This is a genomic window from Paraburkholderia sp. J76 (genome assembly GCF_905220295.1).
In the GTDB taxonomy this organism is placed as follows: Bacteria; Pseudomonadota; Gammaproteobacteria; order Burkholderiales; family Burkholderiaceae; genus Paraburkholderia.
On sequence record NZ_CAJMZJ010000012.1, the window covers coordinates 13,816 to 38,048 of the forward strand.

General features: G+C 63.2%; 24 protein-coding genes. 6 read left to right on the forward strand and 18 right to left on the reverse strand.

Going from position 1 to position 24,233, the window contains the following annotated elements; genetic code table 11:
• Positions 1-49: 49 nt before the first annotated feature.
• Positions 50-730 (reverse strand): MarC family protein, encoded by a 681-nt coding sequence (locus U5768_RS21970; protein ID WP_322032498.1) that lies wholly within the window; start codon positions 728-730, stop codon positions 50-52.
• Positions 731-895: 165 nt separating this feature from the next.
• Here U5768_RS21970 and U5768_RS21975 point away from each other — a divergent pair, with 165 nt between their 5' ends.
• Positions 896-1,993, forward strand: coding sequence for a serine hydrolase (locus tag U5768_RS21975; protein ID WP_415913955.1), 1,098 nt, complete (start codon positions 896-898; stop codon positions 1,991-1,993).
• A gap of 15 nt (positions 1,994-2,008) precedes the next feature.
• On the opposite strand, the gene U5768_RS21980 is transcribed toward U5768_RS21975, so the two are convergent.
• From U5768_RS21980 to cyoA, 6 genes are all read right to left on the reverse strand, one after another.
• On the reverse strand, positions 2,009-2,626 hold the full coding sequence (locus U5768_RS21980; RefSeq protein ID WP_322032500.1) for a histidine phosphatase family protein: 618 nt from the start codon (positions 2,624-2,626) through the stop codon (positions 2,009-2,011).
• Between the two features lie 396 nt (positions 2,627-3,022).
• On the reverse strand, positions 3,023-3,211 hold the full coding sequence (locus U5768_RS21985) for a CsbD family protein (RefSeq protein WP_322032501.1): 189 nt from the start codon (positions 3,209-3,211) through the stop codon (positions 3,023-3,025).
• A 136-nt stretch (positions 3,212-3,347) separates the two neighbouring features.
• A complete protein-coding gene (gene cyoD / locus U5768_RS21990) occupies positions 3,348-3,710 on the reverse strand; it encodes a cytochrome o ubiquinol oxidase subunit IV (RefSeq protein WP_322032502.1) in 363 nt (120 codons plus the stop codon).
• The gene (gene cyoC, locus U5768_RS21995; RefSeq protein ID WP_322032503.1) at positions 3,707-4,306 is read right to left on the reverse strand and encodes a cytochrome o ubiquinol oxidase subunit III; all 600 of its coding nucleotides are present in this window, start codon (positions 4,304-4,306) and stop codon (positions 3,707-3,709) included. Before cyoC ends, cyoD begins: the two co-directional genes overlap by 4 nt.
• A gap of 3 nt (positions 4,307-4,309) precedes the next feature.
• A complete protein-coding gene (gene cyoB, locus U5768_RS22000; RefSeq protein WP_322032504.1) occupies positions 4,310-6,319 on the reverse strand; it encodes a cytochrome o ubiquinol oxidase subunit I in 2,010 nt (669 codons plus the stop codon).
• 7 nt (positions 6,320-6,326) lie between these two features.
• Complete coding sequence (gene cyoA, locus U5768_RS22005; RefSeq protein ID WP_322032505.1) at positions 6,327-7,328, reverse strand: ubiquinol oxidase subunit II; 1,002 nt, start codon at positions 7,326-7,328, stop codon at positions 6,327-6,329.
• 172 nt (positions 7,329-7,500) lie between these two features.
• Here cyoA and U5768_RS22010 point away from each other — a divergent pair, with 172 nt between their 5' ends.
• The 3 genes from U5768_RS22010 (at position 7,501) to U5768_RS22020 (ending at position 10,860) form a co-directional block, all read left to right on the forward strand.
• Complete coding sequence (locus U5768_RS22010) at positions 7,501-8,895, forward strand: PLP-dependent aminotransferase family protein (protein ID WP_322032506.1); 1,395 nt, start codon at positions 7,501-7,503, stop codon at positions 8,893-8,895.
• Between the two features lie 202 nt (positions 8,896-9,097).
• Entirely contained in the window at positions 9,098-9,994 is an 897-nt protein-coding gene (locus U5768_RS22015; RefSeq protein ID WP_322032507.1) for a fructose bisphosphate aldolase, read from the forward strand.
• A 140-nt stretch (positions 9,995-10,134) separates the two neighbouring features.
• The gene (locus U5768_RS22020; RefSeq protein ID WP_322032508.1) at positions 10,135-10,860 is read left to right on the forward strand and encodes a transglycosylase SLT domain-containing protein; all 726 of its coding nucleotides are present in this window, start codon (positions 10,135-10,137) and stop codon (positions 10,858-10,860) included.
• Positions 10,861-11,059: 199 nt separating this feature from the next.
• Here U5768_RS22020 and U5768_RS22025 read toward each other — a convergent pair whose 3' ends face one another.
• A complete protein-coding gene (locus tag U5768_RS22025; protein ID WP_322032509.1) occupies positions 11,060-12,007 on the reverse strand; it encodes a ProQ/FINO family protein in 948 nt (315 codons plus the stop codon).
• A 211-nt stretch (positions 12,008-12,218) separates the two neighbouring features.
• On the opposite strand from U5768_RS22025, the gene U5768_RS22030 reads away from it, so the two are divergent.
• Positions 12,219-12,995: an SDR family oxidoreductase gene (locus U5768_RS22030; RefSeq protein ID WP_322032510.1), complete on the forward strand. Its 777-nt coding sequence runs from the start codon at positions 12,219-12,221 to the stop codon at positions 12,993-12,995.
• Between the two features lie 16 nt (positions 12,996-13,011).
• Here U5768_RS22030 and U5768_RS22035 read toward each other — a convergent pair whose 3' ends face one another.
• The 10 genes from U5768_RS22035 to U5768_RS22080 form a co-directional block, all read right to left on the reverse strand.
• Positions 13,012-14,100: an OpgC domain-containing protein gene (locus tag U5768_RS22035; protein WP_322032511.1), complete on the reverse strand. Its 1,089-nt coding sequence runs from the start codon at positions 14,098-14,100 to the stop codon at positions 13,012-13,014.
• Between the two features lie 519 nt (positions 14,101-14,619).
• The gene (locus U5768_RS22040) at positions 14,620-15,345 is read right to left on the reverse strand and encodes an amino acid ABC transporter ATP-binding protein (RefSeq protein WP_322032512.1); all 726 of its coding nucleotides are present in this window, start codon (positions 15,343-15,345) and stop codon (positions 14,620-14,622) included.
• Positions 15,346-15,381: 36 nt separating this feature from the next.
• The gene (locus U5768_RS22045) at positions 15,382-16,353 is read right to left on the reverse strand and encodes an amino acid ABC transporter permease (RefSeq protein WP_322032513.1); all 972 of its coding nucleotides are present in this window, start codon (positions 16,351-16,353) and stop codon (positions 15,382-15,384) included.
• A gap of 36 nt (positions 16,354-16,389) precedes the next feature.
• A complete protein-coding gene (locus U5768_RS22050; protein ID WP_322032514.1) occupies positions 16,390-17,676 on the reverse strand; it encodes an FAD-binding oxidoreductase in 1,287 nt (428 codons plus the stop codon).
• A gap of 79 nt (positions 17,677-17,755) precedes the next feature.
• Positions 17,756-18,589 (reverse strand): transporter substrate-binding domain-containing protein, encoded by an 834-nt coding sequence (locus U5768_RS22055; RefSeq protein ID WP_322032515.1) that lies wholly within the window; start codon positions 18,587-18,589, stop codon positions 17,756-17,758.
• A gap of 186 nt (positions 18,590-18,775) precedes the next feature.
• Complete coding sequence (locus tag U5768_RS22060; protein ID WP_322032516.1) at positions 18,776-19,666, reverse strand: amino acid ABC transporter permease; 891 nt, start codon at positions 19,664-19,666, stop codon at positions 18,776-18,778.
• On the reverse strand, positions 19,663-20,307 hold the full coding sequence (locus tag U5768_RS22065) for an amino acid ABC transporter permease (RefSeq protein ID WP_322032517.1): 645 nt from the start codon (positions 20,305-20,307) through the stop codon (positions 19,663-19,665). Before U5768_RS22065 ends, U5768_RS22060 begins: the two co-directional genes overlap by 4 nt.
• A gap of 28 nt (positions 20,308-20,335) precedes the next feature.
• Complete coding sequence (locus U5768_RS22070; RefSeq protein ID WP_322032518.1) at positions 20,336-21,175, reverse strand: glutamate ABC transporter substrate-binding protein; 840 nt, start codon at positions 21,173-21,175, stop codon at positions 20,336-20,338.
• Positions 21,176-21,254: 79 nt separating this feature from the next.
• Positions 21,255-22,007, reverse strand: a complete 753-nt coding sequence (locus tag U5768_RS22075; RefSeq protein WP_322032690.1) for an amino acid ABC transporter ATP-binding protein — start codon at positions 22,005-22,007, stop codon at positions 21,255-21,257.
• Positions 22,004-23,023 carry an asparaginase gene (locus U5768_RS22080; RefSeq protein ID WP_322032519.1) on the reverse strand — a complete coding sequence of 340 codons (1,020 nt, stop codon included), beginning with the start codon at positions 23,021-23,023 and terminating at the stop codon, positions 22,004-22,006. Before U5768_RS22080 ends, U5768_RS22075 begins: the two co-directional genes overlap by 4 nt.
• 99 nt (positions 23,024-23,122) lie before the next feature.
• On the opposite strand from U5768_RS22080, the gene U5768_RS22085 reads away from it, so the two are divergent.
• Positions 23,123-24,061, forward strand: coding sequence for a LysR family transcriptional regulator (locus U5768_RS22085; RefSeq protein WP_322032520.1), 939 nt, complete (start codon positions 23,123-23,125; stop codon positions 24,059-24,061).
• Positions 24,062-24,233 lie beyond the last annotated feature (172 nt).

Genomic DNA, 24,233 nt, shown 5'->3' on the forward strand with positions numbered 1-24,233 from the left:
AAGCGCTCGTGGTTTTCCCTTTCATGCAGCGCAACATGCACGCGCGGCGCTATTTGATGCTCATCGAAAGCGGCACCGAGCCGAGCAGGTCTTCGATCCCGAGCCACAAAATCTGCAGGCCGATGCACAGCAGCACGAACGCGAGCAAGCGCATCATCACTTCGGTGCCGACCGGGCCGAGCCGCTTGCCGACGTGTCCCGCGAAACGCACGCACAGGTAGATGCAGCCGCAAAGCGCGATCAACGCGAGCAGCACGCCGACGATATTGACGAGTTGCACCTCGCCGCGCGGCCGCCCCGTGCCAAGCGCAATCGCGACCGCAATCGACCCCGGCCCAACGGTGACGGGCAGCGTCAGCGGATAAAACGCTCGCGCGTGCAGCGACGCTTTGCGCACTGAATCCGGCGGTGCCGGCGAGGCCGAGCTGTCGCCGCCATCGGACGACTTGTGCAGCAGGTTCCAGCCGGCGAACGCGATGACCAGGCCGCCCGCGACGCGCAAAACCGGTATCGATATGCCAAAGAACGAGAGCACGTACGCGCCCATGATCAGCGAACCGAGCAGGATGAAGAGGCTGTTGATCGCGATGACGCGCGCGAGAAATGCGCGTTCGCTGGCCGTTGCATGCGGCAGCATGCTCAATACGATGAATCCCGCCGCGGGCGGATTGAGGACGGGAAAGAGTCCGGCGAAGACGAGCAGGAAGCTGTCGGAGAGGTGATTGAGCATCTATGTTTCCCTTGGCATCACGGTATATGCGGGCCCTACGACGGTGGCCCCTGCGAATGACGATTATGGAGCCGCGATGGAACTTCATCGGCCAAGGTGGCTCGAACAAAGCCGCCAAAATTCCGACGCGCGCCGCGCCGATCCAACGTTCGAGCCCCTCTGTCGATGCCCCCTGCTTCCCGACTTCGATTGCTGCCCAGTCTCCTCGTCCTGGTTGTTGCGGGCCTCGCGGCGGGTGCGCCTCCCGCGTTTGCCCGCACCGCCGCTCAACACACGGCGACCGAAAAAACCGTCCACGCAACGCCCAAAAAGAAAAAGCGGGTCGCGCGCAAGCCCGCGCATCGCTCGACGCCTGCGCACGCGCCCACCACCCGAATTTCCGGGCCGAAGCGCCGTACCAAACGCGCGAAGCCGGGGCATGACTCGCCGCCCTCCGCGCAACACGACGCCCACGCGAGCGCCAGAAATACACACGCTCCGCGCCTGCTCGCCCGCTGCGGCTTCACGCCGGCGTCGCGCAAACAGCTTTTTTCGCATGCGATCTACGTCGTAGACGAAAACACTCACACGCCGCTTTACGCGCGCCATGCCGACGCGGTCGCGCCCATTGCATCGGTGTCGAAGCTCATGACGGCCATCGTCTGGCTCGACAGCGCGCATTCGCCCCTGCAACAACGGCTCCCGGTCACGACCGCCGATCTCGACACGCTCAAATTCACACATTCGCGCCTCGACGTGGGCGCGTCGCTCACGCGCGCGGACATGCTGCACGTGGCGCTAATGTCCTCGGAAAATCGCGCGGCTTCTGCGCTCAGCCGCGACTACCCCGGCGGCCGGCCTGCGTTCGTCGCGGCGATGAATGCGAAAGCGCAGCGCCTTGGCATGACGCACACGCAATTCGTCAACGCGACAGGGCTCTCGCCGCAAAACGTTTCAACCGCGCGCGAACTGGCGACTCTCGTGCGCGCGGCCAATGGCTATCCGCTCATTCGCCGCTATTCGATCGACCATCAGAAACGCGTGACCACCGGACGCGGGCAATTGCAGTATGTGAACAGTAACCGGCTGGTGCGCTACGGGCAGGTGCGCGCGAGCGTGCAGAAAACCGGCTTCATTAACGAGTCCGGTCACAATATGGTGATGCGCGTAATGGTGCACGGACGGCGGCCCGTGATCGTCACCCTCCTCGGAAGCGCCACGCCGGAGGGCTCGCGACTGGACGGCGTGCGGATCGCCCACTGGCTTTCGTGCTCGCTGCGCTAAGCGGGCGCGCAAGATTTACATCAACGCGCGGCGCTCGCCGAGCGCATTCCAGCGGCGTAGGGCGCGGCTTTCGTGATCGAAGCCGAGAATGCTCACCGAAGCCGTGTCGAGATACAGGTGCTCGCCTAACGCCGCCGAACTGGAAATCCAGCAGCCCCCCAATGCGCGCAGAAAATGCGCGTGCGAAAAAAGCGCCACGCGGCCTTGCATGGCCAGCAGACCCTCGATCACCGCCGCCGCACGCGCCTGAACGCGCGCGAGGTCCTCGCCCTGGGCGACGGGGGAATGCCACACGCTCCAGTTGGGTTCGGTCTTGCGGATATCCGCTGTCTTGAGGCCTTCGTAAATCCCGTAGTCCCACTCGTGCAGATCGGCAGAAATCGTCATTTGGCCGCCGAGGCCCGCAAGCTGGCACGTCTCGATGGCGCGCGACATCGGACTGCTGAGCACCGCGTCGAAGCGCTGCGTGGCGAGCGATGGGGCCAGCGAGCGCGCCTGTTCGCGTCCGTGTTCGGTGAGCGGGATATCGGTGCGCCCGGTGTGCTGCCCGGAGAGACTCCATTGCGTTTCGCCATGACGAATCAGCCAGACTTCGCGCAGTCCGGAGGACATACCGGCAGGATTGACAGACATCGGGAACTCCACGTTCGTGTCCCGCGCGGGACTTGCGGGCTGCCAGCAGCATACCTGTTTCGGGTCGATTTCGCCGCGCGTGTGTCTTCTCGCGTGGGGCAACATGAGGGCAGATTGAAAGCGGCGCGGATGGCGTGCCACGCGGCCCTACCATTGCCTGGCACTCCCTGGGATTTGCCTGAGAAGGCGTAGGAGATGGCTCGTACCGCGAGCGTCTGCGAAGGATCAGGCGTCATGACGGAAAGAGTCACGACGAAAATACCGGGCCCGCGCATCGTCGCCTGGCCGTAGTTACTCATTCCGATAAGGAGTCTGGCAGGAAACCCCTGCCACGTACACAGCATGACGCCGCCGCCTCTTGCGAGGCGGCGGCGCTCTATCAGTCAACCATCGTTATCAGTGATGGCGCTTCGTCGTGTCCTTCACGGCCTCCTTCATGTCGCCAACGTTCTTGCGAGCCTGGCCGGCTTCTTGCTGGAGGTCGCCCTTCAATTCACGCGCCGGGTTGTCGGTTGCGCGGCCCACGGCCTCATTGACCTTGCCCTTCACCTTTTCAGCCGTGCCCTTCACCTGGTCCTTGTTCATGGTCACACTCCACGTAAAAGCGACGGTACGTCGCGACGCCCTCTATACCGCATGTGCCGTGCCCGAGGTGTGTGACGGCCGCAAACGGCGGCATTCCGGAACGTGCCTATTGAGGGACGCAACATGGAATCGCCCGTCAATCGTGGGCCATGGCGCGGTCGATGGAGATTTGCGTGGGCATCATATTGACGTTCGCGTTATGCATGACCCACAACGAAAGCCCGACGATCACTGCAATCAGAAAGGCCGTGCAGATAAAGATTGCCGTATTCGAACGCTGCTCGCGCGACGCACCGATTTGCAAGAAATACACGAGTTGCACGACGAGCTGCGCGATGCAGAGCACGACAATGGCTGCGAGCCCGATGCCCGGCGAAACGACTCGAAACATCACGACGCCGAACGCCGCGAGCGTAAGCACGAGCGAGAGCGCCGTGCCGGTCATGTAGCCAGTGAGGCTGCCGTGCGACGCGTCGTGAGTAACATGAGATTGGCTCACAGAAAACCTCGCAGATAAACGAATGTAAACACGCAGATCCACACGAGATCGAGAAAGTGCCAAAAGAGGCTCAGGCACGCGAGGCGGCGGCGAACCGTGCCGCTCAGGCCAAATTTGAAGGTCTGGTGCATCATGATCGCGATCCACAACAGACCCGCCGTGACGTGCAGGCCGTGCGTGCCGACCAGCGTGAAGTACGCCGAAAGATACGCGCTGGTGCTGGGCCCCGCTCCATCGGCGATGAGTTTGGCGAACTCGTTCACCTCCATCGCGACGAAGCCCGCGCCGAACAGGAATGTAACGGCGAGCCACACGATCACCTGGCCGCGCCGCTGCGCGTGAAGACTCAGCATCGCCATGCCGAACGTGACGCTGCTTGCGAGCAGCAGTAGCGTTTCGCCTAGCACGTACGGCAGTTCGAACAGATCTCTCGCGCCCGGACCGCCTGCCGTCGCGTTCGCGAGCACGCCGAAAGTGGCGAAGAGCGTCGCGAAGATGAGGCAGTCGCTCATCAGATAGATCCAGAAGCCCAGTGTGGTTTTGGCGCTGGCGTCGTGACCGTGGCCATGGGCGTGAGTGGTAGCAGCGTGAGCCATGGTTTAAGCCATCTCCTCGATTTGCCCGGATCGATCGAAACACTGGATGCCGAGTTGCCTGAAGCGCGCGTTCTCGATGCGCTCGACCTCGGCGGCCGGAACCCAGTAATCCACGTCCTGGTTGTAACTGCGCGCGATGAACGTGGCGATCATGCCCACGAGTCCCACCGCCGCGAACGGCCACATGTGCCACACGACCGCAAAGCCGAACAGCAGGCTGAACGCCGCGATAATGAAGCCCGCGCCCGTATTGCGCGGCATGTGGATGTCTTCGTACTTGCGCGGCTGCACGTAGGCACGGCCCGCTTCCTTGTTGTCCCAGTGCTGCTCCATCGAGGTGATTTCCGGCAGCACGGCGAAGTTGTAGAACGGCGCGGGCGAAGCAGTCGACCATTCGAGGCTGCGGCCATCCCACGGGTCGCCGGTCAGGTCGCGGCTCGCTTCCCGCTCGCGCAGGCTCACCACGATCTGCACGATGAACGCGAAAATGCCCAGCCCCACGAACACCGCGCCCACGAGCGCCACCACGAGCCACGGATGCCATTCGGCCACTTCATAGTGGTTCATGCGGCGCGTCATGCCTTCAAAGCCGAGAATGTAGAGCGGTGTGAACGCGAGCCAGTATCCGGTCAGCCAGCACCAGAACGACACCTTGCCCCAGAACTCATTGAGCGTGAACCCAAACACCTTGGGGAACCAGAAACTCACGCCCGCAAGACAACCGAACACCACGCCGCCGATGATCACGTTGTGAAAATGCGCGACGAGAAAGAGCGAGTTGTGCAGCACGAAGTCGGCGCCCGGCACGGCGAGCAGCACGCCGGTCATGCCGCCCACGGCAAACGTCACCATGAAGCCGATGGTCCAGAGCGTGGCGCTGTGGTAACGAATGCGGCCGCGATACATCGTGAAGAGCCAGTTGAAGAGCTTCACACCGGTCGGAATCGAAATAACCGTGGTCATGATGCCGAAGAACGCGTTGACGTTCGCGCCCGAACCCATCGTGAAGAAGTGGTGCAGCCACACGAAGAACGAGAGAACGCCAATCGACGAAGTCGCGTAAACCATCGACTTGTAGCCGAACAGCGGCTTGCCCGAGAACGTCGCGATGATTTCGGAGTACGCACCGAATGCGGGCAGAATGAGGATATACACCTCCGGATGACCCCAGACCCAGATGAGGTTTATGTACATCATCGCGTTGCCGCCCAGTTCGTTCGTGAAGAAGTGCATGTCGAAGTAGCGGTCCATCGTGAGCAGCGCGAGCGTGCCGGTCAGCACCGGAAACACCGCGACGATCAGGATGTTGGTGATGAACGCCGTCCACACGAACACCGGCATCTTCATCATGTCCATGCCCGGCGCCCGCATGCGCAGGATCGTCACAATGAAGTTGATGCCCGAGAGCGTGGTGCCGAGCCCCGATAGCTGAAGCGACCATATGTAGTAATCCATACCAACGCTCGGGCTGTAGCCGGGTTCCGAGAGCGGCGGATACGCCACCCAGCCCGTGGCCGCGAAGTCGCCCACGAACATCGAGACCATCACGAGCACCGCGCCCACTACGGAGAGCCAGAAGCTCAGCGAGTTGACGAACGGATAGGCCACGTCGCGCGCGCCGATCTGCAAAGGCACGACCACGTTCATCAAACCGAGAATGAGCGGCGTGGCCACGAAGAAGATCATGATGACGCCATGCGCCGTGAAGATCTGGTCGTAGTGATGTGGCGGCAGATAGCCCGCCGAGTCGCCATACGCGATGGCTTGTTGCGCGCGCATCATGATCGCGTCGGCGAAACCGCGCAGCAGCATGACGACCGCGAGAATGATGTACATGACGCCAATGCGCTTGTGATCGACCGACGTGATCCACTCGCGCCACAAATAGCCCCACTTGCCGGCGATCGTAATCGCGACGAGCAAGGCGAGGCCGCCGAGCGCCACGGCGGCGCCCGTGCCCATGATGATGGGCTCGTGCCAGGGAACGGCGTCGAGCGTGAGTTTTCCGAACATGGTGTGATTACTCCGCTGCCAGAATGGCGCTACGGTTGAGCGTGAGCGAAGGAGCGCCCGTGCCTGGGACTGCGCCGCAAATCGGATTGCCGTGCACGTCGCGCATGTATTTGCCGACCACGCCGTCGAACAGGCCGGGCGCGACGTTCGAATAGAGCGTCACCGGCGTTTTCTCGCCGGGCAGTGCGAGCCGTTCGTAGGCCGCGCGGCTGAGCATCGCGGGCGACGCCTTCGCCTGTGCGATCCACGCGTCGAAGCCGGCGCGGCTCTGCGCGAGCGTTTCGAAATGCATGTCGGAAAAGCCTGGTCCGCTAAAGGCCGCCGAGCGCCCCGCATAAACGCCGGGTTCGTTTGCGATGAGATGCAGCTTCGTCTGCATGGCCGGCATCGCGTACACCTGGCTGCCCAGTTGCGGGATGAAGAAGGAGTTCATCAGCGACTCGGCGGTGAGATTGAACTCAACGGGCGTATCCACGGGAATCGCGAGCTGGTTCACCGAGGCGACGCCGTAATCCGGATAGATGAAAAGCCACTTCCAGTTGAGCGCCACTACGTCCACGCGCACCGGCTTCGTTTGCGATTCGATCGGGCGATACGGATCGAGCGAGTGCGTGGTGCGCCAGATCAGCACGGCGAGCGTGAGCACGATCACGCAGGGAATCGTCCACACCACCACTTCGATGGCCGTGGAATGCGACCAGCGCGGCGCGTAGATCGCGTTCGTGCTGGAAGCGCGGTAGCGCCACGCGAACCACAACGTGAGCGCGATCACCGGAATCACGACAAGCAGCATCAGACCGAGCGCGATCAGGATCAGATGCTTTTCCTGCATGCCGATGTCGCCCTTCGGAGCGAGCAGCGCCATGTTGCAGCCGCTCAGCAGCAAGAGTGGCGCGCCTGCCGCGCCGAGGCAGGCGGGGCGCAGGATGCGGACGACAAAAGAGGGAAGGTGCGAACGAGGCGGCCCGGCCGTAGAGGGCCGTCCCGAGCGAGGGTCTGGATTGCGCATGTCTGGTTCCAAGGTTGACATTCGCGCAAACCCATCCATACGTGCTCGCTCTGTAGCCGCACGAACGGCCCGGGAAGACCGGTCCAGACGCCATACATAGCCTATATGTATGGATTTACGCGCTTCATGGACGCATGCTAAAGTAAGACATAATGCATACATCCGCGACGGAATGACACACAACCAGGCTGCCGAAGGCGGCGGAAAAATCAATGCGTGGACCACGGCGATGCAGGCAAACAACGGTCCGCGCTACTTGCGGCTCGCCGATTTCATAGAAAGCGCGGTGGCGCAAGGCACGCTACGCCCCGGCGAACGCGTGCCCGCCCAGCGCAGTCTCGCCACCCTGCTTTCGGTCGATCTGACCACCATCACGCGTGGTTTCAACGAGGCCCGGCGGCGCGGATTGATCGAGGCGCGCGGGCCGCTCGGCACGTTCATCGCCGCGCCGCGCGCCGAGTTGCTGCAGCGCGTGGACCTCAGCATGAACATCCCGCCCGCGCCCGTCGGCCTCGACATGAATGCGCTGCTGCGCGAAGGCATGGCGCGCGTGCTGACGCGCAGCGACGCCGATCTGCTCATGACCTACCACGTGGGCGGCGGCGGCCGCGCCGACTGGCAAGCGGGCGCGAAGTGGCTGCAACCCATGCTGGGCGCGGTGGAACCCGCACGCGTGGTGGTCTGTCCCGGCGCACAGGCGGCGCTGGCCGCGCTCATCGTCGCCTTCACGCAGCCGGGCGACGTCATCCTCGCCGAGCCGCTGCTCTATCCGGGCCTGCCGCACGCGGCGGCGCAACTGGGCCGCCGTATCGAACCCGTTGCCGTCGATGCCCACGGCATGCGGCCCGACGCGCTGGAAGCGGCTTGCCGCGCGCACGCGGCGCGACTTGTCTACCTGAATCCCACGCTGCAGAACCCGACCACGGCGACCATGCCCGAGGCGCGCCGCCTCGATATCCTGAAGGTGGCCGAGCGCTGCGGCGCGCGTATCGTCGAGGACGATCCGTACTGGCGCTTCGCGCCCGATGCGCCCCCGCCGCTCGCGCGCCTCGCGCCCGCGCAGGTCTGCTATCTCGCGACGCTGTCCAAAACGCTCTCGCCCGGTTTGCGCACGGCCTATCTCGCGCTGCCCGACGAGGAGGCCCATACGCGCCTCGTGAGCGCGCTGCGCACGTTCTCGCTCATGGCCGCGCCGCTCACCAACGCGCTCGCCACGCACTGGATCGAGGAAGGCGTGGCCGAGCAGCTTTTCGCCGGCGTGAAGGCCGAGGCGCGCGAGCGTCAGCGCATCGCGGCGCACACGCTGGGGTCGTCGGCGGCCGCGGGCATTCACCTCTGGTACGCGCTGCCGCGCTACTGGCAGGCGCGCGAGCTGGCTGCCGCGGCGAGCACCGAAGGCCTGGCCGTCGCGCCCTCCACGGCGTTCCAGCAAGGCCCGGAAACCGCGAACGCAATCCGCATCTCGCTCGGCGCGACGGGCGGCCGCGAACCGTTGCAGGCCGCGCTGCGCAAACTTTCGGCGCTACTCGCGGACGACCGCAGCGCGCAGGCGCAAGTCATCGTCTAACGGCGCGTGTGACGGCGCGAGCGGCGATTTATCCGCGGCATCGCAATTGCTATCGTTTCCCTTCTTCAGTGCGGCTGCGCGGGCGAGCCCACATAATGGCAAAGACGCGGCCGGGCGGCGCAAGTACACTCGTCGCAGCAGCCGGCGACCGGATTCGAGTAACCGCGCCCGCGAGGGCGCTCCAAATGCGGGAGATACGACGATGGCAAACGAGCAAATGCTTGCGCAGATGCGCGACAAACCGGGCTTTATCGCGGCGCTGGACCAGAGCGGCGGTTCGACGCCGGGCGCGCTGCGCCAGTACGGCATCCCCGAAAGCGCGTATAGCGGCGACGCCGAAATGTTCCGCCTGATGCACGAAATGCGCGTGCGCATCATCAGCGCGCCTGCGTTTACGGGCGAAAAGGTAATCGGCGCGATTCTCTTCGAAGCGACCATGGACGGCCAGGCGCAAGGCAAGCCCGTGCCCGCCTTCCTCTGGAACGACCGCAACGTCGTGCCCTTCCTCAAGGTCGACAAGGGACTGGAAGCCGAAGACGACGGCGTGCGCCTCATGAAGCCGATTCCCGGCCTCGACGCCCTGCTCGAACGCGCCGTGAAAGCCGGCATTTTCGGCACCAAGATGCGTTCCGTGATCGAGCACGCGTCGCCCTCGGGCATCGCCTCGATCGCCGCGCAGCAGTTCGCATTCGGTTCGCAGATCGCCGCGCACGGACTCGTGCCGATTCTCGAACCCGAAGTCTCGATCAAGGCTCCGGACAAGGCCAAGGCCGAAAAGCTCCTGCGCGACGAACTGCTCAAGGGCCTGGACGCGCTGCCCGAAGGGCAGAACGTGATGATCAAGCTCACGATTCCCGACACGCCCGACTTCTACTTGCCGCTCATCGAACATCCGCGCGTGGTGCGCGTGGTGGCGCTCTCCGGCGGCTATTCGCGCGCGGATGCGTGCGCGCGTCTCGCCACGAATCATCGAATGATTGCAAGCTTTTCGCGGGCGCTGATCAACGACCTCACGAAGTCGATGAGCGACGCCGAGTTCGACGCCGCGCTCGCCGCGAGCATCGACGAAATCTGGAAGGCGTCGGTGCAAAAGACTTGAACCTGGTGTCAAGCCGCGCCGGGCGCGAGGCCCGGGCCTGACGCCGGTCAGGAATGTGAAAACGAGATGACACGCAGCCGGCCTCATTAATCGGGGCCGGTTATACTTGCGCCTTCTTTTTTCTTTCCTGTGCACCGGCCATGAGGCAGTTACTCTGCCTGCTCGCCCTGTTGCCGGGCCTCGTGCAAACCGCGGCCGCGCAGGCGCAGCAGGCGCCCGCAAGCGAAGTCGTCAGCGCATCGGCTGCGAGCGATGTTGATCCGGCGAGTTCACCCGCTGCTTCCAGCGCCGTTTCGAAATACCTGACGCGGAAGTTCGGCATCGCGAAAGAAAAGGCCGCGCTCATTTCGCAAGCCGTCACGGGCGCCGCGGAGAAGTATTCGTTGCCGCCTGCCGTGTTGCTCGCCATCATTTCCATCGAGTCGCGCTTTCGCGAGAAGGCGCATGGCGCGAACGGCGCAACGGGACTCATGCAGGTCGTGCCCTCGGCGCATCGCAATATCCTGCATAACAAGGACCTCACCGATCCCGAGGTCAACATCGACGTCGGCTCGTCGATCCTCTACGGCTACCAGCGCGCCGCCGGCGGCGACCTCAACGCCGCGATGAAGAATTACGGCGGCTCGAAGGCCTATGCGGAAAAAATCCGCACGCGCGCCGTGGAGTTCAGCCATGTGCTCGATACCGCTAGCGCGCCTGCCGCGAGCGATCCACCCGCAACCGCCGGACTCGCGGCTTCGGCGGCTTCCGCCTTTGCGGTTGCGGCGGCTTCGGCTGCGCTTGGGCCGTCCATGCCTGCCGTTGCGTCTTCCGCCGCCTCCGCGCAGGCTCCTGTACGAGACGCTGCTTCAAACAGCGCGCGTTAAAACCGCTTCCTGCTTCGCTCAGTCCTGCCTTGCGCCGAATCGGCGGCTGCGTATACCCCGAAGAACGCCGAAGATTGCGTGCGCATCGATCGGCTGCGCGTTAGTTCGGCGCGCGCCGAAACTCGCGGACGTGCAAAAGCCCTCGCGCGGCGGTGCCGCGAGAGGGTTGTTTCTGCAGGGAAAATTCCGGCGTTGGGGCTCAGGCGCCCGTCGCGGGCGTCTCGCCGTTTTCCGGCTGCTGCACCGCCGCTTCCGGCGCGTCGGACGCGGCCTGCGATTCTGCGCTCGGCGCTTCGGACTGGGGCGCGGCTTCGGCCTTCGCTTCGGCCTTCGCCTCGGCCTTGACCTCCGGCTGGGCCTTGCCCTCTTCGCGCGCCTTGGCTTGCGCCTCGGCCTTGGCCTTCTGACGCGCAAGCGCCGCATTCGCACGGCCCACGTGCGACGGATCGATGCCCGGGCCTTCCGAGGCCGCACCGTCGAGCTCGTAGCGCGAGCCGCCCGCGGCCACACGCTCGTGATAGCGCGGATGATTCACGTGGCGCTTGAGCACGGCGACGATCATCGTGCGCTCGTACTCGGGATGGCGCGCAACGAGATCCTCGGCCACGCCGATCTTCAGCGGCAAGCGGTCGCGGAAAGCCGGATAGTGCTTCGCGAACACGTTCCAGACCGTGTTGAGCTGGCGGTTGCGCTCGATGCGCGCCTTTTCGGCCTCGCTCAGATTCGCGGCCGGCGGCTGCTGGGGACGCGCCGGGCGGCGACGCTGCTGGGCGCCGCGCTCACCCGCCTCCGGAGCGCGCGCGGGCTTCGCCTGCTGCGGCCGGCGCGGCTGCTGGGCGCGCTGCCCCGCTTCGCCCGGGTTCTGCTCCTGCGCTCTCGCGCCCTGAGGCCGGCCATGGCGCGAGCGCGAACGCTCGTCCTTGCCGCCGGCCGCACCCGCAGCCGCCGAACCGTCCCTCGGAGCACGCGGGCCCTTGGGCGCGTGCGAGCCGCCATGGCCCTTCGCGCCCTTGTGAGCGGGCTTGCCTTGCGATTTTTGCGCCTGTTCTTCGGCGGGCTGGCCTGAGCCGCCCCCCATGCTCTTCTTGATCTCAAGAAGACCTTCCTTGAAGCTCAGGGTACGGCGTTGTTGCGATGCGGCTTTCACGTCCAGATCACTCTTCCATATGGAACCGGACGCTATGATACCGAAAACGCGACCGCCCCAACCGGGCAATCACTGGCCGGGCCCGGTTTTGGGTCTGCCATCGCGCGCCGCGTCACGCCGCGAGTCCCTGCGGCGCGCGGCAAAATCCCTCGAATTTCATGCGCCCAGCCCTTGCACGTGCGGGGATCGCATCCTCTTTCATGACGACACCATGACGATTTCGACTTCCGCCCCCCGTTCCGCCATTCGCGCCATCGTCACCGGCCATACGCGCGGATTGGGCGCCGCGCTCGCTCAATTGCTGCTGCAACGGGACATCGACGTGCTCGGCCTCGGCCGCGGCGCCCACGAAGAACTGGCCGGCCGCCATGCCGCGCGGTTCACGCAAGCTGTCGTGGACCTCGCCGACCCGAGCGCGCTCGAACGCTGGCTGGCCGGCGACGCACTCGACGCTTTCGCGCGCGGCGCGCAATGCGTGCTGCTTTTCAACAACGCGGGCACCGTCGAGCCGATCGCGCCGCTCGGCGAGCAGGACGCGCTCGCCATTGCGCGCGCCGTCACGCTCAACGTCGCGGCGCCGCTAGTACTCGCCAATGCGCTCGCTGCCACGGCCGCCCTCGACGCGACTGCGTCGCGCCGCATCGTGCACATTTCGAGCGGCGCGGCGCGCAACGCGTATCCGGGCTGGAGCGTGTATTGCGCGACCAAGGCCGCTCTCGACCATCACGCGCGCGCCGTCGCGCTCGACGCGCCCGCGGGCGTGCGCATCTGCAGCATCGCGCCGGGCGTGATCGACACGGGCATGCAGGAGACGATTCGCGCGACGAGCGTCGACCAGTTCCCCATGCGCGAGCGCTTCGAACAACTCAAGCAGAATGGTTTGCTGTCCACGCCCGAAGCCGCCGCGCAACAACTGATCGACTATGCGTTGAGCGACGCATTCGGTTCGGCGCCAACTGCCGACGTGCGGGAACTCGGCAAGGCGTGAGCGCGCCGCAGCGCTTTCACGTGAGCGCGACGCGCGGCCGTACGGCTTTCAGCCGACGCACGCCACCGGCTAGCACGAGCAGCGCGCCGACCGCGAGCACGTCGCCTGCGAGCCGTGCGGGCAACGAGGCCGTGACGTGCGTGGCACGCAACAACGTATCGATCGCATTCGAAACCACCGCACCGCCCACAAAACATACGAGGCCTTGCTGCCCCACGGTGACGACGGCGGGCAACCGTTGCGCGAGCCATGCTATCCAGCCCTTGCGCACGGCCTGCGCGGCGAGCCACGCCACAGCGGCGAAATTCACGATGCGCACACTCGCGAGGTTCTGCTTCATGTAGCCGGGCTGAGGCTCCAGATCGGCGAATAGCTGGACGAACGCGAAAATGGCAACGAGCACCAGTGCGAACGCGGTCAAGGCGCGGCCTGTCAACGAGACCTGAAACGCGCGCGGCACAGGATAGATGCGACACAACAGGCCCAGCATGAACATGGCCTGCCAGGCAAACGGGTTGAAGGGCCAAATGGCGCCCGGCGCGGCCGGCAGATAACCCACCAGCCAGCATCCGCCGAGCCACAGCACGAAACTGCCGACAAGCACGAGATCGGGCGAACGGCGCGCAAGCGGCATCACGAACGGCAAGACCATCACGAGCACGATGTACATCGGCAGCACGCCAGCCAGATAGGGCTGATCGCGAAAGATGGCGATATTGGCGAGCATCGCGAACGGTTGCGCGGCGAAGCGCGGATAACCCGATGCGGCGACCAGTGGCGAGTCCACGCGCAGCATGACCGCGGCGGCGCCCGAAAGCAGCATGAGCGCAGCCGTGCACAGGTAAGCGCCGTAGATCTCGCGCCCGCGACGCCAGAATCGCCGGTTGGCCGCGTCGTCGCCCTTGCGCCCGGCAATGGCGAGCCAACTCGCCGCGCATACATAGCCGCTTACGAACACGAAAATTTCCGCGGAGTCGCAGAACGCGAAGTTGTGCAGCATCGCGTGCGAAAGCACGCTGGACGGAATGTGATCCAGCGCGATGGAGATCAATGCGAAACCCCGGAAAAAGTCGATTTCGATCGATCGCTTCGCTGTCTGGCTCATGGATGACGACTCCCGTTCGTGTCGAAGATTACGATTGAAGGGGTGTGCGACCGCGACTCGACCTGGCTGTCAGCTTGATTGATGTTTTTGTAAGGACGCCTGATCGATTCGTGGTCACACGTGCTACGCATGAAAGGGAGCCGTAAAGGCTACGCGCATGTGCTGCGTCGCCATGCGACTTTCATGCCTGCTCGACACGAATTGTGGCTGCGTGACCCATGGTAAGCATTTCGCGCGCTTGATGCCTTCGCGCGGTCGCACGCAATCCCTCTGGATGGTGCGCGTTATGCACAGTGAGTCGGCGACCGCCCTTTTCTGGTGCCACATCCGGTGCGCTCCCTTTGCTCGCGTCATGGCGAGTTGACGCCGGGCGGCGCCAAGGGTTCCGGAAAAATTCAGATGTTAGCGGCCGCGCCCAGAGTCGACGAGGAAAATGAAAGGTTCGTGGAGGATTGGGGGGGGCGCGGCGCGATGCGCTTAAGCAGGGCGCTTGATGAGTTTGATGATGCCGGGAGCCTGCTAGTGAAGAATCTTCTCCAGAAATTCCTTGGCGCGCTCCGACTTGGGATGCGCGAAAAACGCATCCTTACTATCGTTTTCGACAATCGCACCTTTGTCCATGAAGATCACGCGATGCGCCACCTTTCTCGCGAAACCCATTTCGTGGGTCACGCACATCATGGTCATCCCTTCCTGCGCGAGTTCGACCATCACGTCGAGCACCTCGTTGATCATCTCCGGGTCGAGCGCCGAGGTCGGTTCATCGAACAGCATGGCCACCGGGTCCATGGATAGCGCACGAGCGATCGCCACGCGCTGCTGCTGACCGCCCGAAAGCTGCGCAGGAAATTTGTCGGCATGCGCACGCAGACCGACGCGGTCAAGCAGTTTCAGCCCCTTCACCGTCGCTTCGTCCTTCGAGCGGCCGAGCACCTTGATCTGCGCGAGCGTGAGATTTTCGGTAATCGACAGGTGCGGAAACAGTTCGAAGTGCTGAAACACCATGCCCACTTTCGCACGCAGTTTCGAGAGATTCGTTTTTCTGTCACCGACGGATTGCCCGTTGACGATAATCTCGCCCCGCTGAAACGGCTCTAGCCCGTTGACGGTCTTTAGGAGCGTAGACTTGCCCGATCCTGACGGCCCGCACACAACCACCACTTCGCCCTTGTTCACTTTCGCCGTGCAGTTGTTCAGCACCTGAAAGTGACCATATGCCTTCGATACGTTTTTAATCTCGATCATTTTCGCCTCTGTTTAGCGTCTCGTTCAAGGCTCTCGCTAGCGCACCGCCTTGCGAAACTTCTTCTCGATGCGCGACTGCACGAGTTCGAGTGCGAGCGACATCACCCAATAAACCAGTGCCGCGCTGATCAGCATCTCCATGTGGCGGAATTCCTTTTGCCCTTCCGTCGTGGCAACGTACGTCAGTTCCCAGACACCGACAACCGACACCAGCGCGCTGTCCTTGAGCATGGCGATGAACTGGTTGCCAGTGGGCGGAATGATCACACGCATGGCTTGGGGCAGGATAATGAGCCGCATCATCTGGCGCGGGTTCAAGCCGAGCGCGCGCGCTGCGTCCCATTGGCCGCGCGGAATGCTCTGAATACCCGCGCGGAAGATCTCGGTCATGTAGGCGCCGTAACACAGCGAAAGCGCCGTTACGCCGGCTGGAATGGGATCCACGATATACCCGAGCTGCGGAAGCCCGAGGTACAGAATGAAGATCTGCATGAGCAGCGGCAAACCGCGAAACAACGACGTATAGAACGTAGCGATGCCGATGGCGATGCCGCTCGACGACAGCTTGGCGAGCGCCCCCATCAGCGCAAGCACGAACGCAATGGCGATGGAGACGGCGGACACGAACAGCGTCGTCGTCGCGCCCTGAGTGATCAGGTATCCGAATTTTCTGTGAATGAACTCGAAGCTCAAGTCGAACGTCGACAGAAACGCCGCGAGCAGGAGCAACAGCTCGCACCAGACAATACCGATCTGCACGCGCGAAGGCAGGCGTGAGAGCAGGTATCCATTCGCGACGAGCGCCGCGATAATGCCTGCGAGCACCACGAATTTGCGCGACGCCCCTGTCATCGCGTCGAAACCGGAAAAGCGCGGCAGATTCAATGCGGACGCCCAGTCGGGTGCGATGTGGGCAAAAGCAAAAACGGCTGCGGCCAGTACGACGATGGCCGCAATCGCGGTCCCTCGCCAGCCCTTTTGTTCGCGCGGCATCGGTTCGACAAGCATGATTCCTCCTGATCCTGAGAATGGGCGCAGCGCCGCTCAAGCAGCGCGCTCGCGCATGTAGTCCATCACCTGGTAGCTCCAGTACGTGAGCTGAGCCGCAGCGACCCCCGCATAGCCGCCATTCCATGGCAGCCCGAAAGCCGAGAACAACTGGTAGCGACCGGATTCGCCGGTAATGCCCTGCGCGATCACCCGGCCACCAATTGCCGTCGTGTTCATGCCGTGGCCGCCAAATCCCATGCAGTACCAGATGCCGGTTTGAAGTCGTCCGATCAAGGGCATGAGATGGCGCGCGTAGGCCATCTTTCCCGACCAGGCGATCTGCACCTCGAGATCGGCGAGTTGCGGGTACGTATCGACCATGCGTGCGCGCAGATGATTCGCAAGCTGGCTCGGGTCTGAGCGGCGTGTCGTGATCATGCCGCCCCACAGCACGCGCTCTCCCCCATCCACGAGCCGGTAGTAGTCGCTCGAGCGGCGACTGTCTCCAATCGACGCGCGCGTACGGATTGCCGAAGCGATGACACCGCCGGCCTTCTCCGTGAGCATCATGTAAGTCGAAATGGGCAGATAGCTGCGTGCCAGTTTCGGAACCAAACGCCCCGTATAACCGCCCGACGAAAGCACGACATCGCGTGCGGTCACGCTCCCGCGCGCCGTCATCACGCGTTTGCGGCTACCCTGGTCGCGAATCGCTACGACTTCCGAGTCCTCGAACACGCGCCCGCCCAGCCGTTCGATCTCACTCACCAGCGCGCGCGCATAGTTCAGCGGATGAAAATGGAACGCACGCTCGTCGAGCAGGCCCTGGCGATATTTATCTGTAACGAGTAGTTGGCGCACGTCAGGGGTCGAAAGATACTCGACCTCGTAGCCGAACTCGCGCGCAAGCCACTGCCGCTGGGTGATCATTTCCGTGGCGCTGTCGTGGCGCGAGAGGCGCAAGACGCCGTGGATTCGATCTGCTTCACTGATCTTGAGTTCGCGGATGTTCGCGTCTACCATATCGACGCCTTCAATCGACATCTGGTAGAGCTTCTTCGCATTTTCAGCGCCGATATGCCGCGCAATGCTGTCGAAGCCGGTCGAATAGCCGGGACTCACCACCCCGCCGTTTCGCCCCGACGCTCCCCACGAAACGCGATTCGCTTCGACAAGCACCACGGGGCGGCCACGCCGAAGCAGTTCGAGTGCGGCCGTGATGCCCGCCATGCCCGCACCGACGATGCAAACGTCGGCAGTGAGATCGCGGTCGAGCGACGCTCTTGCTTTTTCGTTCTGGAGCGTGCGCGAATAATACGTATCCACGTAGGCGGCGTTCATTCAAATCCCCAAGTCGTGCTTTCGTACAGACGTGAGCGCACCGCATTCGTCATCACGAATGCGGTGCGCCACGGTGACTTTATTTCGTATAGTCTTTGCCGAACCACTTGACGCTGATCTGCGCCAGCGTGCCGTCCTGCTTCATCTGGCCGACTGCGTTGCCGACCGCCTTGTCCCAGTCGGCGTCGCCCTTGTCGGCGACGATGGCGAGCGGTTCACGGAATGCATAGTCGCCCGGCACGATCTTCACGGGGAAGCCATTCCTGATCGCATTGAGCGCGGTTTGCTCGGGCGTCACGATGGCATCGAGACGTTTTCCGTCTCCAAGACGCAGGTCTTCATACGGCAGCATCGAATTGCCATACGTCTTGACCTGTTTCGGCGGCTGCGGAAGGTACTGGAATGCGGGAACTTCAGGCCCCGCGATATTGAGGCTATGGTTGACGTAGTCTTCCGACGTAGTGCCGCCTTCCACGCCAATCACCTTGCCGGCCAGGTCAGTGCGCGAAGTCACCTTTGAATCTTTGTTGACGACGAACACGTACGGGCTGTAGTAGTAGACCGCCGGGAAATCGAGCAACTTCTCGCGCTCTTTCGTCGGCGTGACCGACAATACACACAGGTCCCAACGGCCATGCCAGTGGCCTCCCGTCATCAGATTGAATTGCGGCGTTTCGAAGGCCACCTTCACGCCGAGGCGGCGGCCAATCTCCTTCGCGACGTCGATATCGAATCCTTCGAATTCGTGCTTGTCGTTCAGATACGCCTGGGGCGGCCACTTCGCGCTCGTCACCACCGTCATGCTGCCGTGCGCTTTCACGCGATCGAGCGTTTCGCCGGCATGGGCGGCGCTTGCCGCGTACACAAGCGTTGCCACCCACGCGAGATGTTTCAGTGCTGTACCGAATTTCATCTATTTCGTCTCCTTTGATTTTCTTTATATAAGCACTACCCATATCTTGACGAGAAATCTATCACGCCCCCATTCCCCCTAATATTGATGAAATCTCAAGACTTCGTTCCTTCAGTGCATCAACATTAATATAGCTATCCTAAATATATGGGATATGAAAAAAGGCGCCTCCTCAGGCGCCTCTCTTCACGCTTTCTGCGTACCACCCGACGATACGCTCCCGGCCGCTCCGTCCGCCGTGGCCGGCAACGCGGGTGTCGGGCCAGCGCGCCGCACCGGGCGGCTCTGGCGGCGCACCACCCATCGCTTCACATAGAGCAGCAAAGCGCTCACCACGCCATACATCATCGTCACGACGAAGGCCGCCTGCAGCAGCGATTCCGGCGCGTAGCTCGACACGTCCTGCGAACGGTGCAGTAACTCGTCATAGGGAATGACGTAGCCGAGCGACGTGTCCTGAACGATCGCGAGCAGCGAGCTGATCAGCGCCGGCAACATGTTGCGCAGCGCCTGCGGCAACACGACGTGCAGCATGGCCTGCCAGGGGCGCATGCCGAGCGCGAGCGCTGCCTCGCGTTGGCCGCGCGGCAGCGAAAGAATGCCCGCACGGACCACTTCCGCCGTAAGCGCGCCATGGTGAAGCGCCATCGCCACGACAAGAAAAGCGAGCGCGGGCCAATCGAAGCCGAGTGCGGGCAGCTCGATCACCATGAAGAGAATCAACAGCAGGAGCGGCACCGCCCGAAACAGTTCGACATAGGCGCCCGCGAGCGTGCGAATCCATCGGTGCGCCGAGAGACGGCCCAGCGCGAGCGGCAACGCCAGCAAGAACGCGAGGAGCGCCGAGCATGCCGCGGCTTCGATCGTCGAGAGCAGCCCATCGAGTAGAAACTTCGCAGTGCCCCAATGCCAGAAGATCGCCCATTTTTCGGCGTCGAACTGTCCGGTCGATTGCAGGCGCATGCCCGTAGCGGCAAGCAGACCCAGCACGGCGAACGCGCTCAGCACGGAAAAAACCCGTTGACGCATGCGTGCACGCGGGCCCGGCGCTTCGTAGAGCGTAGTCGAGCGCATCATCGCGTCACCGCCATTTTTTGTTCGAGCCGACGCATCAAGAGGCCGAGCGGGACCGTCAACACCATGTACGCGAACATTGCGCTCGCGAACGTCGGCACGGCTTGCGCCGTTTCGAAGTTGACGCGCTGCGCCGTGTAAGTGATATCGAACACGCCGATCGCCGCAGCAATCGACGACGCCTTGATCTGATTCACGAAGAGATTGCCGAGCGGCGGAATCACCGTGCGCACGGCCTGCGGAATGACGATATTGGCGAGCACCTGCGTAAAGGTCATGCCAATGCTGCGCGCGGCTTCGATTTGCCCCGGCGGCACGGCGTTGACGCCGGCACGCAATACCTCGGCAATCCACGCGGCTGTGTAGAAGCCAAGCACGAGCACCGAGGAGGTCACGAGCGAATACATGAAGCCGAGCTTTGGCAAGCCGAACACGAACAGCAGCAGCAAAGCGAGCAGCGGCGTCATCCGCATGATTTCGACGTAGGTCGCCGCGAACCAGCGCAGCGGCGCGAGCGGGCCGACTGCCATCACGGTCAGCGCGACGCCGAGAACGAACGCCATGGCGAACGACAGTAACGACAGCTCGATCGTGACGCCCATCCCCTGGACGAAGCGCCACGCAAACGATAGCAAGGCATCCATGTATTACGTGTTTCGCGTCAGGAAAGCATCAAGGTTCGATCGCCGGCACTTGCGGCTTGCCCAGCGTGCCTTCGAGATTCTTCGCGTAGAGCTTGTTCCACGTGCCGTCCTTGATCGACTGCTCGAGTTGCGCGTTGATCCAGTTGCGGAACGCCGGATCGTCCTTCGCCACGCCCATGCCCCACGGTTCCTGCGTGAACGGCTTGCCGACAATGCGGAACTTGCTCGGCTGGCGCAGCGCTTCGCCCGCGAGCGTCGCGCCATCATCCACGTAGGCGTCGAAGCGGCCGTCGGCCACGCCTTCCACGCACGCTGCGGTGTCGTTGAACGTCACGAACTTCGCCTGCGGCACAAGCTTCTTCACGTTGTCCTCGACAGTCGTACCGTTGAGCACGCAAGCGGTTTTACCCGCCAGGTCGGTCACGCTGCGGATGCTGGTGTCCGCGTGGCGCGTGAGGATGTCCTGGCCTGCGACGTAATACGGGCCCGCAAAACCAATGACTTTCCTGCGCTGATCGTTGATCGTGAGCGTTGCGATCACCACGTCCACGCGGCCGTTCTGGACGAACGGCAAGCGGTTCTCCGTTGTCGTCTTGACGAATTCGACGTTATCGGCCGAGCCCGTGAGCTTTTTCGCGAGCATGCGTGCGAGATCGGCCTCGAAGCCTTCGGTCTGCCCTGACATCGGGTTGCGAACCGAGAACATCAGCGTGTTCAGCGATGTGCCCACCACGAGCTTGCCGCGCTTCTGGATTTTCGCCATCGTCGAGTCGGCGGGAAAGCTGTCCGCTGCGTGTGCGGGAACCAGCGCAGCGAAAAACGTACCGGCGACGCAGGAGGCCATGACGGCAAGTTGTTTGAGTTTCAAGGTAGTCTCCTCTCTATGTAAATGAGCGGCCGGGCTGTGGCCCGCGAGCACGAAAACAGCGTAAAAACAGGCAAAAAAGCTAGTGAGCCAGAATGCTGGACAGAAAATCCCGGGCGCGCCCGGAACGAGGTCCGGCAAAAAACGCCTCGGGTTCCGCGATTTCGACAATGCGTCCGCCGTCCATGAAAACGATGCGATCTGCCGCCTGGCGTGCGAACCCCATTTCGTGCGTGACGACGATCATCGTCATGCCGCTCTTCGCAAGTTCCAGCATCACGGCGAGCACTTCGCTGACCATTTCCGGATCGAGCGCCGAAGTGGGCTCGTCGAACAGCATGAGTTTGGGGCTCATCGCTAGCGCACGGGCCAGCGCGACGCGCTGCTGCTGGCCGCCCGAAAGCTCCGCAGGCGCGGCATCGGCCTTGTGCGCGAGCCCGACGCGCGCAAGCAGACGCCGCGCGTTGGCTTCAGCCTCGGTGCGCGAGTGGCGCAGCACTTTACGCGGCCCCATCGCCACGTTTTCCAGCACAGTGCGGTGCGAAAACAGATTGAACTGCTGAAACACCATGCCGATCTGCGCGCGCATTGCCGCGAGCGCTCGCCCTTCCTGCGCAAGCGGCTCGCCGCCAATGAGGATATCGCCCGAGTCGATCGTTTCGAGCCGGTTGATGCAGCGGCACAGCGTGGATTTTCCCGAGCCCGACGGCCCGATGACCACTACGACCTCGCCCGGCACGACGTCGAGATCGACGTCGAACAACACCTGTTGCGCGCCAAACGACTTGTTCAGACCACGCAGCGAAACGAGCGGCGTGGCCGCGCCGTCCGTCATGCCCATGTCAGTTCCACCGTCGACTCGAGCTGCCCCACTTCGGCGCCGCGCACGTTGCGCAGCGCCGGATCAGCCCATTTGGCGAGCGCCGTGCCTTCCGTTTCGAGCGGCAGGCCGAGTTGCTTGAGCACCGCAATCGTCGTTGCATACACGGCGCCAAAGTCGCCATCGGCAATCTTCACCGCCACGCCGATGCCCTTGCTGCGTACGCCGATGCCGTGCACGCCATCTGCGCCGACCTTGGCGACCCAGTCGCCATCCGAGGCCTGCGCGAGCGCGAGGTCGCAGCGACCGGTGCCCGACACCATCATCGGATGCGCGGCCATGGCGGAATAAATGCGCTTCAATGCGGACTCGGTGCCGGCGCCCTCAGGCGAAGTGCCCGTTGCGAGCCGTGCCCACATGAGCGCGAGGCGATTGAGCGGCATGCCGAAATTGGGCGCGCTGCAACCATCGACGCCGAACCACATTTCCTTTTCCGGCATGCCGGCGAGGCTCGCCACGTCACGCGAAATTTGCTGCTGCAACGCGTGCTCACGGTCGAGATACTGCGCGCGCGGGTAGCCATGCATGCAGCAATAGCCGAGAAAACCCGTGTGTTTACCCGAGCAATTGTGATGGCGCTGATCGAAAACACTCCCTCGCGGCGGCAGATTGTTTTCGTTGTAGTAGTCGGGAATATGCACGCCGCAACGCAGGTCCGACTCCGGCACGCCGATCCTGGCGAGCATGCTTGTGACCGCATCGACATGTACCTGTTCGCCGCCATGGCTCGCGCAGGTCAGCGCAAGCTCCGCGTCGGTGAAACCAAAATGGTCCGGTCCGCCATCGCGCACGAAGGCGAGCGCCTGAAACGGCTTGAGCGTGGACCGGGAAAACACGAAGGCATGCGGGTCGCCGGCATAAGCCAGCAGCGCGCCATCTGCGTCGACCACCGCCACGGAACCCCAATGTACCCGCTCGACGTGAGTATTCCGGGTGGCGACGGCAAGCGGGACATGCGAAGGGAGAGTCATTGCGTTGTCAGGTTGAGGCGTTGCTGCGAGTTTAATTATTGCAAAAAACTGTGTTCCAGAGTAATTTCGAAAACCATTTTGCACTGGACGCAACACCAAATGACCCGAAAAAAGGTGACGGATAACGGCATTGATCACCTGGGTGCGATGCGCGCGCTGCTGCGCATTGTCGAGCTAGGCAGCCTTTCGGCCGCGGCGCGCGAACTGAAGGTTGCGACCTCAACGATTGCGCGCAAGATAACGGCGCTGGAGGAGATGCTGGGCGTGCCGCTGCTGCACCGCTCGACCCATCACGTCGCGCTCACCGAGGCGGGCAGCCTGTATCACGCGCGGGCCGTTTCGATGATCGCGGACCTCGACGACACGTTGCGCGTGGTGGCTGAACTCGACGCCGCGCCGAGCGGACCGCTCAAACTGACCGCACCCGTCGCATTCGGAAGGCGCTACCTGGCGCCGCTCGTCGCGCCGTTTCTGGAGCGCTATCCCGGCATTCAGCTCGATTTGCGCCTCACCGACAATCACAACGACATGGTGTCGGGCGGCTTCGACCTCGACATTCACGAGGGCGAGAATTACCTCGATAACCTGATCGTGCAGCCGATCTCGCGCAACGACAGCATTCTGTGCGCGTCGCCCGCCTATCTCGCGCGGCGCGGCAGACCTTCGAGCCCCGGCGATCTCGCACAGCACAATTGTCTGCGCTATCTGCACCCGGAAGGCGACCCGCGTTGGCACCTGACGACCGGCAAGCGGGCGGAGTCCGTGCTTCCGCTCGGCAACCTGCAATCGGATCATTCGGAACTGCTGCTGGAAGCGACGTGTGCGGGGCTCGGCATTGCCGAGTTCGAAATCTGGCTGATACGCGACCTGCTGGTGAGCGGCACGCTCGAAGTTGTATTGCCCGACTACCGCCTCGATAACGCGCTCACGGGCAAGCAGATTTACATGGCCTATCTGCCGAACCGGCGCTTTTCGACCAAAGTGCGCGTGCTGCGCGAGTTCCTCGCGGAACGATTGAAGGGCATCGGCGAGTTGTAACGCCGTTGCACAACACCTTGCACATTGCATTGGCCTCTTGTGAGGGCACCCCGATTGAACTGACGAATGGGCGGCCCGCAGCGCGATCCGCCGCGCCGCCCAGGGTTGATGGCAAAAATAAAAACTGTCAGTGATGCACACAGACGTACCGCAGTTTTGAAGTCGGTACGAA